The sequence below is a fragment of the Mucilaginibacter sp. genome (assembly GCF_965225845.1).
Taxonomy (GTDB): Bacteria; Bacteroidota; Bacteroidia; order Sphingobacteriales; family Sphingobacteriaceae; genus Mucilaginibacter.
The window spans coordinates 321298-333864 of the sequence record NZ_CBDDBL010000001.1; the positions used below are offsets into that span (position 1 = coordinate 321298).

General features: G+C 42.7%; 12 protein-coding genes. 5 read left to right on the forward strand and 7 right to left on the reverse strand.

Translation table 11 applies throughout. The features are described from left to right. Nucleotides 1-16: 16 nt before the first annotated feature. Both ACYZ0U_RS01465 and ACYZ0U_RS01470 read right to left on the reverse strand, forming a co-directional pair. A complete protein-coding gene (locus ACYZ0U_RS01465; protein WP_461449068.1) occupies nt 17-1279 on the reverse strand; it encodes a glucose-1-phosphate adenylyltransferase in 1263 nt (420 codons plus the stop codon). Next, entirely contained in the window at nt 1276-2700 is a 1425-nt protein-coding gene (locus ACYZ0U_RS01470) for a glycogen synthase (protein ID WP_461449070.1), read from the reverse strand. Before ACYZ0U_RS01470 ends, ACYZ0U_RS01465 begins: the two co-directional genes overlap by 4 nt. Before the next feature lie 189 nt (nt 2701-2889). Between ACYZ0U_RS01470 and ACYZ0U_RS01475 the strand changes: the two genes are divergently transcribed. The 3 genes from ACYZ0U_RS01475 to ACYZ0U_RS01485 all read left to right on the forward strand — a co-directional run bounded on the left by ACYZ0U_RS01475 (nt 2890) and on the right by ACYZ0U_RS01485 (nt 4443). Continuing rightward, nucleotides 2890-3468, forward strand: a complete 579-nt coding sequence (locus tag ACYZ0U_RS01475; RefSeq protein WP_461449072.1) for a Crp/Fnr family transcriptional regulator — start codon at nt 2890-2892, stop codon at nt 3466-3468. A 73-nt stretch (nt 3469-3541) separates the two neighbouring features. Beyond that, on the forward strand, nt 3542-3934 hold the full coding sequence (locus ACYZ0U_RS01480; protein WP_461449074.1) for a DUF4267 domain-containing protein: 393 nt from the start codon (nt 3542-3544) through the stop codon (nt 3932-3934). Continuing rightward, nucleotides 3931-4443: a cupin domain-containing protein gene (locus ACYZ0U_RS01485; RefSeq protein WP_461449076.1), complete on the forward strand. Its 513-nt coding sequence runs from the start codon at nt 3931-3933 to the stop codon at nt 4441-4443. Before ACYZ0U_RS01480 ends, ACYZ0U_RS01485 begins: the two co-directional genes overlap by 4 nt. Nucleotides 4444-4703: 260 nt before the next feature. On the opposite strand, the gene ACYZ0U_RS01490 is transcribed toward ACYZ0U_RS01485, so the two are convergent. Together ACYZ0U_RS01490 and ACYZ0U_RS01495 are read right to left on the reverse strand one after the other, a co-directional pair. After that, nucleotides 4704-5456: an SDR family oxidoreductase gene (locus tag ACYZ0U_RS01490; protein WP_461449078.1), complete on the reverse strand. Its 753-nt coding sequence runs from the start codon at nt 5454-5456 to the stop codon at nt 4704-4706. Between the two features lie 63 nt (nt 5457-5519). After that, on the reverse strand, nt 5520-6119 hold the full coding sequence (locus ACYZ0U_RS01495; protein ID WP_461449080.1) for a Crp/Fnr family transcriptional regulator: 600 nt from the start codon (nt 6117-6119) through the stop codon (nt 5520-5522). A 110-nt stretch (nt 6120-6229) separates the two neighbouring features. Here ACYZ0U_RS01495 and ACYZ0U_RS01500 point away from each other — a divergent pair, with 110 nt between their 5' ends. Both ACYZ0U_RS01500 and ACYZ0U_RS01505 read left to right on the forward strand, forming a co-directional pair. Next, nucleotides 6230-6799, forward strand: a complete 570-nt coding sequence (locus ACYZ0U_RS01500) for a DUF1579 domain-containing protein (protein ID WP_461449082.1) — start codon at nt 6230-6232, stop codon at nt 6797-6799. 231 nt (nt 6800-7030) lie between these two features. Next, on the forward strand, nt 7031-7294 hold the full coding sequence (locus ACYZ0U_RS01505; RefSeq protein WP_461449084.1) for a hypothetical protein: 264 nt from the start codon (nt 7031-7033) through the stop codon (nt 7292-7294). Between the two features lie 248 nt (nt 7295-7542). Here ACYZ0U_RS01505 and ACYZ0U_RS01510 read toward each other — a convergent pair whose 3' ends face one another. The 3 genes from ACYZ0U_RS01510 to ACYZ0U_RS01520 form a co-directional block, all read right to left on the reverse strand. Further along, nucleotides 7543-9039 (reverse strand): serine hydrolase domain-containing protein, encoded by a 1497-nt coding sequence (locus tag ACYZ0U_RS01510; RefSeq protein ID WP_461449086.1) that lies wholly within the window; start codon nt 9037-9039, stop codon nt 7543-7545. An 84-nt stretch (nt 9040-9123) separates the two neighbouring features. Then, nucleotides 9124-11937 (reverse strand): DNA polymerase I, encoded by a 2814-nt coding sequence (gene polA, locus ACYZ0U_RS01515; protein WP_461449088.1) that lies wholly within the window; start codon nt 11935-11937, stop codon nt 9124-9126. Between the two features lie 42 nt (nt 11938-11979). Beyond that, nucleotides 11980-12534: a DNA-3-methyladenine glycosylase I gene (locus tag ACYZ0U_RS01520; protein ID WP_461449090.1), complete on the reverse strand. Its 555-nt coding sequence runs from the start codon at nt 12532-12534 to the stop codon at nt 11980-11982. Nucleotides 12535-12567 lie beyond the last annotated feature (33 nt).

Genomic DNA, 12567 nt, shown 5'->3' on the forward strand with positions numbered 1-12567 from the left:
ATAATTTTCTTTTTGGTTAAATAACAGTGCCGTGAGGTATAACGGCACGCTTTTTAACTACTACAATACCGTCCTGAACGGTATGCGTTTCATAATCACCATCAGGCAGTTTTTCGCCGCAATTTATACTTACATCGTTGCCAATGAAAGTGTTTTTATCAATAATGGCATTTTTAATAGTGCACCTGTCACCAATACCCATAATTGGTGAGTTGCTTAATTTCGATTCTTCTATCTGCTCTAATGTTTGATAGTTATCGCTACCCATTACATAGCAATTTTCAATAACCGTATTAAACCCAACGCGGCTGCGTATCCCAATTATTGATCGGGTGATGTGGCTTGCGTTTATAATACAACCATCAGAAATAATGGCTTTATCAACCTGGGTTCCGCTCATTTTTGATGGCGGCAACATCCTTGCACGGGTAAATATGAAGTTTTTATCAAACAGGTTAAACTGAGGTATATCGTCAGTTAAGCCCAAATTGGCATCAAAAAACGATGGGATTGTACCAATATCTGTCCAATAACCTTCATACTGATAGCTTAACACTTTATGGTTATCAATTGATTGGGGTATAATCTCTTTACCAAAATCGGTGCGCTCGTTACCCTGCAACAGATCATATAATAAAGAGCGGTTAAACAGGTAAATACCCATTGATGCCAGGTATAACCGTCCCTGCGCTTTCATGTCATCGCTTACTTCTGATGCCCAGCTTTCAAAATCCTTTTTAGGTTTTTCAATAAAAGCGGTAACCAGCTTGTCCTCATTTGTCTTCAGGATACCAAAACCCGGAACATCATTGGCATGTACAGGGATAGTTGCTATAGATATTTCTGCATCAGAATTGATGTGGTTGTCGATCATTTCCTCAAAATCCATCTGGTATAGCTGGTCGCCCGAAAGGATCAATACATAATCAAAATCATGTACCGCCAGGTGGTGTAAGCTTTGCCTAACCGCGTCTGCCGTTCCCTGGAACCATGACCCGCTGGTTGGGGTTTGCTCTGCCGCCAAAATATCTACAAAAGCCTCACTAAAACTGCTAAAATGATAGGTGTTTTTAATGTGCTTATTTAACGATGCAGAGTTAAATTGCGTTAACACGTAAATACGTGTAATGCCCGAGTGCAAACAGTTGGAAATAGGGATATCAACCAAACGATATTTGCCGGCAATTGGTACCGCAGGTTTTGAACGTGTTGCTGTAAGCGGAGAAAGGCGACTTCCCTGGCCACCGCCAAGTACAATGCAGATTACTTTAGAGGTCATATAATGGTTTTTAAGCTTTCATAAAGGGTTATATATTCTTTGGCAGACCGGTCCCATGAAAAATCAAGCGCCATCATCCGTTTACGTAACAACTGGAGGTGCTGCTGGTTTTCATATAATATTAAAGCTCGGCTAACAGAATAACAAATATCATTAACCGAAGCCTGGTTAAAACGGATGCCGTAACCGCCTTCGTCGCCAAAATCAATAACGGTGTCTTTTAGTCCGCCGGTACTACGCACTACCGGCACTGTGCCATAGCGCAAAGCGTACAATTGGTTCAACCCGCAAGGTTCAACCCGCGAAGGCATCAGTAAAAAGTCTGATCCGGCGTAAACCTGGTGGGCCAGCGCCTCATCATAACCAATAAATATATTGCATTGCCCGGGCAGCATCGTTTTTAACTCTCTTAACCCCTGCTCCATGCCGGGGTCACCAGCGCCTAAGATCAGGAAGTTGACTTTACCCGGGTGTTCCGCGATGCTTCTTGAAATGGACTCAGCCAGCAGGTCCGCGCCCTTTTCCATTACCAGGCGGCCAATGAATGAAATCAGCGGTAACTCAGGCGCCAGGTTAAACCGGGCGCATAGTTCCTCTTTATTTTTCTGCTTTCCTTGTGCCAGCTTTGTTGTAGTGAATTTGGCCGATATCATCGGGTCTGTTTTCGGGTTCCAAACCTCGGTATCAATCCCGTTAATAATACCCGACCCTTTAGCGTGCTCCAGGTAAAACAAATATTCCAATCCGTTTGAACTAACAGAAAGCTCCTCTAAATAGCTTGGCGATACCGTAGTGAACTTAGTACAGCATTTTACTGCCGCGGCAAGCGGGTTTATAGCATTTGCCCAATCCAGCAAGCCGGTTTGGGTCATGTCCACCTCCGGTAAATAAGAAAACTTGCTCCAGCTTAAAACGCCGTGGTACTGCCCGTTATGAATAGTAAACACTGTTGGCGTATGCGAAAGCGCCGTATATAATTTGGAGTGTTGTAGCAAAAACGGTATCAGCCCGACATGATGATCATGGCAGTGAATAATATCCGGGCTTTGTTGGGAATAGCTGATCCAATCCAGAAAAGCCAGTTGGAACGCGATAAACTGTTCACGCTCATCAGGGTACATATAAACCTCCTTACGATCCAGCAAACCCGGTATCCTGATCAGGTAAAGTTCAAAACCCAATTTGTTGGTTTTTTCTTTCAGCACCTCAAAGTATAGCCTTTTGGTATCCAACAGTGTAACCGCTTTAAAAATAACATCGAATTCGTTTTCGCGGGTAAACTTGCGATCATAATAAGGGATAACCACCGCGGCATCCATTCCTGCCAGGTTCTGATATTTGGGCAAAGCGCCCACAACATCGGCAAGGCCGCCCACTTTAGCAACTGGATAACATTCGGCGGCAAGATGATAGATTCTCATACTAGATTTATTGGCATAAGTTAGGAAACATTTAGCTCAATAAGCAAACACATATTTTAAAAAATGTGTTTGAAATACTACGAAATTTTAATAAAAAACAACATTAGGGTGTTAATTCTATATATTTATTGAATACGTGCCGGTTGTTGAATAATAACAAACACAATCTTCATAAACTTTTATCTCACAATGATAGACAGCCTACTTTACAGCATTCAAAGTATAATTAAACTAAGCCCGGCGGAAATAGATATCGTAAAATCTTTATTCAAAGAAAAAACCTATAAAAAAGGAGAATTCTTTTTAGAAGAGGGACGGATCTGCAAGAATGTCGGCTTTGTGGCCAAGGGGTTAATGCGCTATTATATCAATCACGATGGCGAGGAAAAAATATACGACTTCTCCCAGGAAAATGAATATGTGTGTAATTACGAAAGTTTTCTGCCTCAAAAACCATCTGCCAAAAATATCCAGGCTTTAGAGGATAGCGATGTGCTGATTATTTCGCATGCCGACCTGCAATTGCTCTATACAAATGTGCGTGAAGGTGAGCGCTTTGGTCGTATAGCCATTGAATACGTCTTTTTACAAGTACTGCAGGATCTCAGTTCCTTTTACACTGAAACACCCGAGGTTCGTTATGAAAGGTTTTTAAAAAATCACGCCGACCTGCAACAAAGGATCTCACAGTACCACGTTGCTTCCTTTGTTGGTGTTAAACCACAGTCGTTAAGCCGCATCCGGAAAAGAATTTTCACCCAGTTTTGATTTGTTAACCGAGGTGCATTAATCGCGGTTGCCGTCCTGATAATTTTGTGTCATCATTTAAAAACAAAATATCATGACAACAAAAATTTCTTATGCGATCGCATTCTTAACCGGGTTGGGAATAATTTTTTTAGGGGTCCGCTTTTTTACATCTCCGGAGGTAGCAACAGCCGCTTTCGGCATCCGCTTCAATGCAAACGGCGATTATTCTTTTGACCATATTAAAGGCATCCGGGATATATTTTCCGGGCTGGTGGTTTGCGCTTTAGTGCTTCTGAACGAAAGGCGTGCACTGGGCATAACCTTATTAGCGGCGACAATAATACCGGTTAACGATATGCTGATTGTGCTCAGCAAAAGCTATAACGGTATCCCGCAAGCAATGCCGCACATCGTCGCCATCATCATTTGCTCCGCCATCGGGCTCATTTTATTAACCACTAAACACACTCAAAAAGCATCATGAAAACCCAGGCATATATTAAACTGGTCAGTTCGGTAGATAACAGCAAAAAGAGCGTTGTAGAAATGAGCATTCTGCCGGGTGAAAACACACCCTGGCATTACCACACTTTGTTTTCAGAAACATTCGAGGTGTTAAAAGGCACGCTTGAAATAGGCAAAGGCAACGAGATACACCATTTAAAGCAGGGAGGATCGGCTACCATAAAGCCGAACGAAAAGCATTATTTTAACAATATTTCTGCCGAAGAATGTATTGTAAAAACAACCCTTGATCCCGGCAACAAAAACTTTGAAAACGCCCTGTTCATTTTAAAAGGACTCGCCAACGATGGCCTGGCCAGTAAAGCCGGAACGCCAAAAAGCCTGGCAGACTTAGCACTGTTCGTCTACCTCAACAATTCAAAAATGGTCGGCATCCAAAAAATAGCCGCGCCGCTATTTAATATGGTAGCGAAAGCCGCAATTAAAAGGGGCCGTTTGGATGAGTTGCTCGCGCGGTATTGTAAATAAAAGAATTAAGCGGTACGGTGACAACGCCGACTGAAAGCTGTGGAGAGAGCGTTTGTAGCTTTGACCGCCCGGGAGCTAAAAAAAATGTCATTGCGAGGAATGAAGCGATCGCGAACTTTGTAGAGCCGCATTTCTCCTGCGATTACTTCGTTCCCCGCAAGGACATGATAAATATTTATTAGTCAATTCATATCCCTTTAAAAGAAACTATAAGAACTTAAAATTTTCGGATAGCGACCGCAAACTCCAAATTTTAAATATTACCAGGGATTATTAACAACATGCTCATCTACATGGGTAAAAAAGCAGCCGGTAGGGCCGTCATCATCAATGCAGGCTAACCATACTGCCGGCCGGGCACCCTGTTCAACGGTATAAGGGGCATTTGGTCCAACGGTTTCGGTTTGGGTAAGGCCGGGGTCGGCGCTGTTAACTTTAATGCCCTCCGGCCTTAACTCTTTAGCCAGCGTTACGGTAAACATATTTAACGCGGCTTTTGAAACAGCATAAGGCAGCCGTGGCGGTTTAGGCCCATTTTGATGCAGGTGTTCACTGGAAAGTGTAACCGATCCAATTGTAGACGACATATTGACTATACGCCCTGCCGTGCTTTTCCTGATCAATGGTAAAAATGCCTGCGTTACGTTTACCTGCGCCAAAAAGTTAGTTTCTAAAAACTCGAGTAATAAATTATGGCTTGCCAGGCTTGGTGTGCCCTCGTCTGTTGCCTTTGGTAAGCGGGCCGCGTTATTAACCAAAATATCCAAATAACCGAATTTTTCAGTAACGAGATGCACCGCATTGACAATGCTATCCCGGTCGGTTATATCGATCAATACAAATAATGAATCAATCCCTTCGGCTATCAATTTATCGGCGGCTGCCTGGCCGGCTTCGGCATTCCTGGCACCTACTAAAACTTTGATGTGTCTTTTACCTAACTGGCGGGCAATCTCCAGCCCCAATCCCCTGTTGGCCCCGGTAATCAGGGCTATTTTTTTTCGAGTTTCCATCTTGTGTTTTTTATGCAAGATAGACCGGATAAGAGCGGTTTACGCTTGCCTAAAGACAAGAAATTAGCTCAACATTTCTTTCATGTTCCGGCGGATCCGGCTCAGGCTGGTATCTGTTACACTTAAATAAGAGGCGATATATTTCAGTGGCACCCTTTTGATCAGTTCAGGCTCGTGTTTCAAAAAATGAAAATAACGCTCACGGGCGTTAAGCCTCACCCTGAAAAGATTACGCTGTTTGTAGCTAACCAGTACCTTTTCATATAATAAGCGGGCAAAATGCTCAAATTGAGCAGAGTCTTTGTATAAAGAATTTAAAGTTTGGCTGTTTACATAAAGGATAAGCGAATCTTCTAATGCCACCACATTGGTCTGGCTTACCGCCGCACCGGAAAAACTCACCAGTTCGCAGGTAAAAGAGCCTTCCCTGAAAAAGCCATTGGTGTATTCTATCTTTTCGGCATCATAAGAAAAAGACCGGAACAGCCCCTGGTATACAAATCCCCACCAATCGCCGTACTGGCCTTCCTTCAGCAAATACTCGCCTTTATTTACCTTTCGAAAGCTGAAACGGCTGCAAATATGAACGGCTTCCTCATCTGTTATGGGGATGTAAAAGCGTAATTGCTTGGTAAGCCAGCTAATGATTTCATTTTCAGACATGATTGAAACAAAGTTAATTAAAGTAAACCGATGTTAGGTTAGGTAACGTAAAGATGACCCAAAGATAATTTGCTGCTGATTTTTTTATATTTTAGTAAAAACTAATATATATGAAAAAGATAGCCTGCTTATTATTCACCTGTATATGCCTGATTGCTATAACAGGCCATGCCCTGGCCCAGGATACAAGCGCGATGAAGAAAGCGATGGATTTCATGACACCGGGCGACATGCAGAAAATTCTCGCGGCAGCTGATGGCAAGTGGTCGGAGGATATAAGTTTGTGGATGGCTCCCGGCCAGCCGTCTAAAAGCACCGGCACAGTGGAATATAAAATGATACTTGGCGGGCGTTATCAGCAAGGCAACATTACCGCGTCTTTCGGTGGTATGCCTTATGAAGCGGTATCCATAACAGGCTACGATAATATGAAGAAGCTATTTTTTAGCTCTTATGTAGATAACATGGGCACAGGTGTATTGAACATGGAGGGGACATACGATGCCGCTACGAAAACGATTACCCTTACAGGCACAGAGCAGGACCCGATGACCGGAAAAGAAATGAAAATGCGCGAGACCCTTAAAATGGTAGATGCCCATACCCAGGTAACCGCGATGTATGACATCACCGGCGGAAAGGAAATTAAGATGATGGAAATAACCTTGAAAAAGATGTAATTATGACGATGGCCGTTGTTGTTACCTCAGCTGCCCTGAAGATAGCCAAAAAGCGGCGTCCTATGATACACTCCCCTGGGGGGTATAGAAAAGGGTTTTTCCTTACATGTCACATGCAGAAACCCCTCCCCAAGGGGCGCTAACATACAAATTTACACTAAACAAAAAATGTGTGCACACAAAAGTGCGGTACATCTATATTTTTAAGCATTAGTTTACACATCTTTGTGAATGGAAAAATTAAGATTTGAATACGCAAAAAGAATGAATATAGCCGATAACATTGCACAGATACCTCAAATTTCGGATGATATTTTAACTGCATTTAAAGATAAAATGCACCTTAGGTACGCTAAATACATAAGCGATATAAATAAATGCAATGGATATATTGAAATAGAACTTTCACAGGATGGCAAAAACATTAAAAACGGTAAACTTATTGCGGATGATGACACCTTGGATAAGTTTCATAATGACCTAAACTCATTATAGCGGCAACCCAACCTGCTATATATGATTTCCTATCTGTTTCAGACACATTGCTTTCTTTTATAGATAGTTCAATGGCCTCTGAATCTATAGACGGGAAAATAAACTTATGGTCTGAATATAATTTTTTACCCATATAACTAATTGATTATTAATAATTTAACCCATTTCAGTGTAAATTTGTATGTTAATGCCCCCCAAGGAGGGTGTTAATTACTCTTCCGAACACCAACCGCATGCTGAATGTCGTTCTATTTTTCTTTAATAGCTTCGAGTTGTCGGCCACTCTGGGTTAAAATCAGTTTGTCAATATCCCCAGTAGTGTCCTTAACAAATTTGATTTTTGCTTCTACTATAGTATAGAAAAAGTCCAGTTCAGATTCGGGATAAATTTGGGCTTTCGTTTGTCCGGTTACTTGTGCATAAGCTTGGGTAGCATCCGAGGAAATCGTAATTTTTACATTCGGGGCAACCTTCAATGCATAAGTTCCTTCAATAGCTTTTAACTGCGCAGGATTTAACACAACGCTTTTCTTAAACGGGGTCGCGGCAGGGATGCTAAATGGTTTATCAAAAAGTATATTTTCTACCGCCGTATTCAGTTGAAATATATTAACCACATTCCATATGTTTGTCAAAATGATAATTGTTTTGCCTCTATCAGGATAACGCGCAATTATACTCATATATCCGGGGTAGCCGCCTGTGTGTATATATCTTTTTCCAGTATAGTCCTTTTCCGGAAAAATGAGCCATCCAAACCCATAGGGTATACCAGAGAATGTCGCCTGTTCTCCATCTTTAAGTGTTGCGGGTACATACGCCAGTTTCTGCTCTGCTTTTGTTACCAATTTATCTGTGTAAAGAGCCTGGTCCCACTTCAACATATCTTCAGTAGTACTACTAATGCCGTACGGGCCGGCAATACCATCAAAATAATATTCGTATTTGTTTCCTGCAATGCTGTCATTGATAACAAATTTACCTTTAGAGGGGTCATAGATATTTCCAAAAGCGTAGTCTTTTATTTTTTTATTTGAGGATCGTTGATGATAAATTTTGGTGTGACTCATTCCAAGTGGGTTAAAAATATGTTCGTCCATATACTTATCAAACGGAACGCCGGAAACTTTCTCAACAATTAATGCCAGTAGTACATAATTAGTATTGGAATAAGATAATTGCTCCCCCGGATTAAAATTTAATGCTGGTTTATTTTTAATCAAAGAGTTCAAGACATCTTGATTGCCATTAATTCGACTTGTATCTATTTGTTTACTATTCCATCCTAAAAACTCAGGGATTCCTGAGGTATGGTGCAATAAATTGTCAATTGTAATATCGTAATACGGAATCTGAGGAAAGTATTTCGTTAAATTATCATGGTAATCTAATTTGTGGATCTGATGTAACTGCATTATCGCCATTGCAGTAAACTGTTTGGATACCGAAGCCAGTTCAAACATGGTTTGATTGTCAAGTGGCTTATTATTCTCGAAATTTGCAAAGCCAAGCGCTTTTTCATAGATTGGTTTTCCATTTTCAGCAACCATTACACATCCGTTAAAATCTCCATTTTTATACAAAGTAGTGAAAAGCGAATCAAGCTTATAATTGCTCTGACTAAATGTCAAACCAGCGTTAAAGAATAGTAAAAAAAATATAAAAAAACACCTTATTAATAAACGTAGTTTAATATCCATCTGTAAATTTTGCGTTGTAGTTTCGGAGTGAAGATTTGAAGGCATAATTCAAGGTTAAGTATAAGCGAATATAAACAATAAAGCCAGTCTAACCGACTGGCTTTATAATGACTTATCGAATTCTAATTCCTAATGCGCCTCTAGCCAATTAGACCCAGTCCCAATCTCCACCATTATCGGCACCGTAGTTTTAATAGCATTTTTCATATTATGCAAAATGATCGGTTTCACAATCTCCACCTCATGGTGCGGAACATCAAAAACCAACTCATCATGCACCTGCATAGTCATACGGGCATCCAGTTTTTGGGCGAGGAATTCCTTGTGGATATTGATCATCGCGATCTTGATCATATCCGCCGCAGAACCCTGTATCGGCGCGTTGATGGCATTTCGCTCTGCAAAACCACGTACGGTTGCATTGGCGGAGTTAATATCCCTCAAATACCTGCGGCGTCCCATTAGCGTGGTTACATAGCCATTCTCGCGGGCGAAGTTCATGGTATCGCTCATATAATTTTTAATGCCGGGATATTGCGCGAAATAATTGTCGATAATATCTGCAGCTTCCTTACGCGGAATACCCAAATTTTGCGACAAGCCAAACGCCGACTGCCCGTAAATGATCCCAAAGTTTACCGCCTTGGCATTACGCCGCTGGGTGCTGGTTACCTCATCTAAACCAATACCATAAACGTTGGCCGCGGTAGCGGTGTGGATATCCAAATTTTGCACAAAAGCCTCCATCATGTTAGGGTCCTTGCTGATCTCGGCAATGATGCGTAATTCTATCTGTGAATAATCCGCAGATACGATCACGTGCCCGCTATCCCTCGGTATGAACGCCTTACGCACCTCGCGCCCGCGCTCAGTACGGATCGGTATATTCTGCAGGTTAGGATTGGTTGAACTTAAACGCCCGGTTGCCGCCACGGCCTGGTTATAGGAGGTATGCACCCGCCCGGTTTTAGCGTTCACCATTTGCGGCAAGGCATCCACATAAGTCGATTTTAACTTTTGAAGTTGGCGGTAATCCAAAATATCACGTACAATATCACTCTTGGCCGCTAAAGCAGTTAACACATCCTCACCGGTTTGGTATTGGCCGGTCTTTGTTTTTTTAGCCTTTGGGTCGAGCATCAGTTTCTCGAACAGCACCTCTCCCAGCTGCTTAGGCGACGCGATATTGAAACGCACTCCCGCTTTTTCAAACACAACTTTTTCCAGTTTAGCTATATCTGTTTCCAATTCTTTGGAGAATTCCTTCAGCGTATCATGGTCTATTTTTACACCCTCGTATTCAATATCCGCCAAAACATAAATCAACGGGTGCTCAATCTCATGGATGAGTTTTTCAGCTTCAACCTCTTTTATTTTTGGCTCGAAAACATGCTTCAGCTGCAGGGTAACATCGGCATCCTCGGCGGCATATTCCTTGATCTTCTCGATCTCCACATCACGCATATTGCCCTGGTTTTTGCCCTTGGCACCAATCAACGAAGTAATAGAAACCGGCTTGTAGCCCAAATAATTCTCTGATAAAATATCCATCCCGTGCCTTGTATCCGGGTCAAGCACATAGTGCGCCATCATGGTATCAAACAATTTGCCTTTTACTTCAACGCCATACCATTTCAGCATCAGGATATCAAATTTCAGGTTTTGCCCGGTTTTCAGGATAGATTCGTCCTCGAACAGCTCCTTAAACTCAGCAACGATCTTTTTCGTTTCTTCCTGCTCATGCGGAACGGGAACATACCAACCCTCATTTGCCTTTATCGCGAATGATAAGCCCACCAACTCGCAGAAATTTGCATCGGTGCCGGTAGTTTCGGTATCAAAGCAGATCTCTTTTTGTTGTTTCAATAAATTGATCAGCTCTGCACGTTTTTCAAAGGTATCCGCCAAATGGTATTCATGCGGAACGGTATCAATATTTTTAGCTGGCGCAGCCGGTATTTCCGGCTCACCAATATCGGCGATATCCACCGTCATCGTGGTACGGCCGGAAGCTACTTCCTGTCCGAAAAGATCTGTTTGGATAGACACCGCCCGCATTTCCGTAACGCTGAAATCATCGCCAAATACTCGCCTGCCTAAAGTCCTGAATTCTAATTCTGCAAACAATGGCTCTAACAGATCTTTGCTTGGTGCGCACATTTCAAGTCCTGCTTCATCCAGTTCCACAGGTACATTCAGGTTGATGGTAGCCAGGCGTTTCGACATTAAGCCCTGCTCGGCAAATGCTTCCACATTCTCGCGCATCTTGCCCTTCAGCTCATGGCTATGCGCGATAATTTCCTCAACCGAACCATATTGCTTGATCAGCGCCTTAGCCGTTTTTTCGCCAATGCCGGGAATGCCGGGGATGCCATCGACCGCATCGCCCCACAAACCTAAAATGTCTATCACCTGATCAACACGCTCGATCTCCCACTTGGCTAAAATTTCCTTTACACCCAAAATCTCCATATCGTTACCCATGCGGGCCGGTTTGTAGATGTGGATATTAGGCGACACCAGCTGGCCGAAATCCTTGTCCGGCGTCATGCAATAAACCTGGAAACCCTGCAGCTCCGCTTTTTTGGCAAGGGTGCCGATGATATCATCAGCCTCGTAACCATCCGAAGTGATCAGCGGGATATTAAACCCAAGTACCAGTTTAAATATGTACGGCATCGCTTTGGACAAGTCCTCTGGCATTGCCTCGCGGTGCGCTTTATATTTTTCGTATTCTATATGGCGGTCGGTTGGCGCGTCGGTATCAAAAACCACGGCCATGTGGGTTGGCTTTTCTTTTTTGATTACATCAAGCAACGTATTGGTAAAACCCATAACAGCCGACGTATTAAAACCACCCGAAGTAAATCGCGGGCTTTTACTCAAAGCAAAATGCGCCCGGTAAATAAGGGCCATGCCATCCAAAAGAAATAATTTTTTCATTGCTATAAAAGTAGGGAAATTTACTAAAACCTATCAGGCAATTCATTTAAAGCTGCACTCCGGGATATGGTCATTCACCATACCTACTGCCTGCATAAAGGCATAGCAAATTACGGTACCGAAAAATTTAAAGCCACGCTTTTTCATGTCCTTGCTGATGGCATCCGAGATTGGCGTGCTAACCGGCGTTGAACCCGAGGTATTATTAACAGGCTTACCCTCCGGCATAAAACTGTACAGGTATTTATTAAACGAGCCGAATTCCTTTTGCAGCTCCATAAACAATTTGGCACTGCTGATGGCTGCCGCGATTTTTAAGCGGTTGCGGATGATCCCTGCATCATTCAGTAATCGCTGTACATCTCCATCATCAAACTGGGCGATCTTTTTGTAGTCGAAACCCGCAAAAGCCTTCCGGTAATTCTCGCGCCTGCGTAAAATAGTTATCCAGCTTAAACCCGCCTGCGCCGCTTCCAGTATTAAAAACTCGAACAGCACCGCATCATCATGCGTGGGTTTACCCCACTCCTCGTCGTGATATTTTACGTAGAGTTCGTCGGTTCCGGGCCAGTGGCAGCGTTTGATTGGATTGTTCATGATCAAAAGTAGTGAATTTTACCCACCCGTTAA

Coding starts and splice junctions, on each gene's coding strand:
- ACYZ0U_RS01465 (WP_461449068.1), bottom strand. CDS start 1,279: ATGACCTCTAAAGTAATCTGCATTGTACTTGGCGGTGGCCAGGGAAGT.
- ACYZ0U_RS01470 (WP_461449070.1), bottom strand. CDS start 2,700: ATGAGAATCTATCATCTTGCCGCCGAATGTTATCCAGTTGCTAAAGTG.
- ACYZ0U_RS01475 (WP_461449072.1), top strand. CDS start 2,890: ATGATAGACAGCCTACTTTACAGCATTCAAAGTATAATTAAACTAAGC.
- ACYZ0U_RS01480 (WP_461449074.1), top strand. CDS start 3,542: ATGACAACAAAAATTTCTTATGCGATCGCATTCTTAACCGGGTTGGGA.
- ACYZ0U_RS01485 (WP_461449076.1), top strand. CDS start 3,931: ATGAAAACCCAGGCATATATTAAACTGGTCAGTTCGGTAGATAACAGC.
- ACYZ0U_RS01490 (WP_461449078.1), bottom strand. CDS start 5,456: ATGGAAACTCGAAAAAAAATAGCCCTGATTACCGGGGCCAACAGGGGA.
- ACYZ0U_RS01495 (WP_461449080.1), bottom strand. CDS start 6,119: ATGTCTGAAAATGAAATCATTAGCTGGCTTACCAAGCAATTACGCTTT.
- ACYZ0U_RS01500 (WP_461449082.1), top strand. CDS start 6,230: ATGAAAAAGATAGCCTGCTTATTATTCACCTGTATATGCCTGATTGCT.
- ACYZ0U_RS01505 (WP_461449084.1), top strand. CDS start 7,031: ATGGAAAAATTAAGATTTGAATACGCAAAAAGAATGAATATAGCCGAT.
- ACYZ0U_RS01510 (WP_461449086.1), bottom strand. CDS start 9,039: ATGCCTTCAAATCTTCACTCCGAAACTACAACGCAAAATTTACAGATG.
- polA (WP_461449088.1), bottom strand. CDS start 11,937: ATGAAAAAATTATTTCTTTTGGATGGCATGGCCCTTATTTACCGGGCG.
- ACYZ0U_RS01520 (WP_461449090.1), bottom strand. CDS start 12,534: ATGAACAATCCAATCAAACGCTGCCACTGGCCCGGAACCGACGAACTC.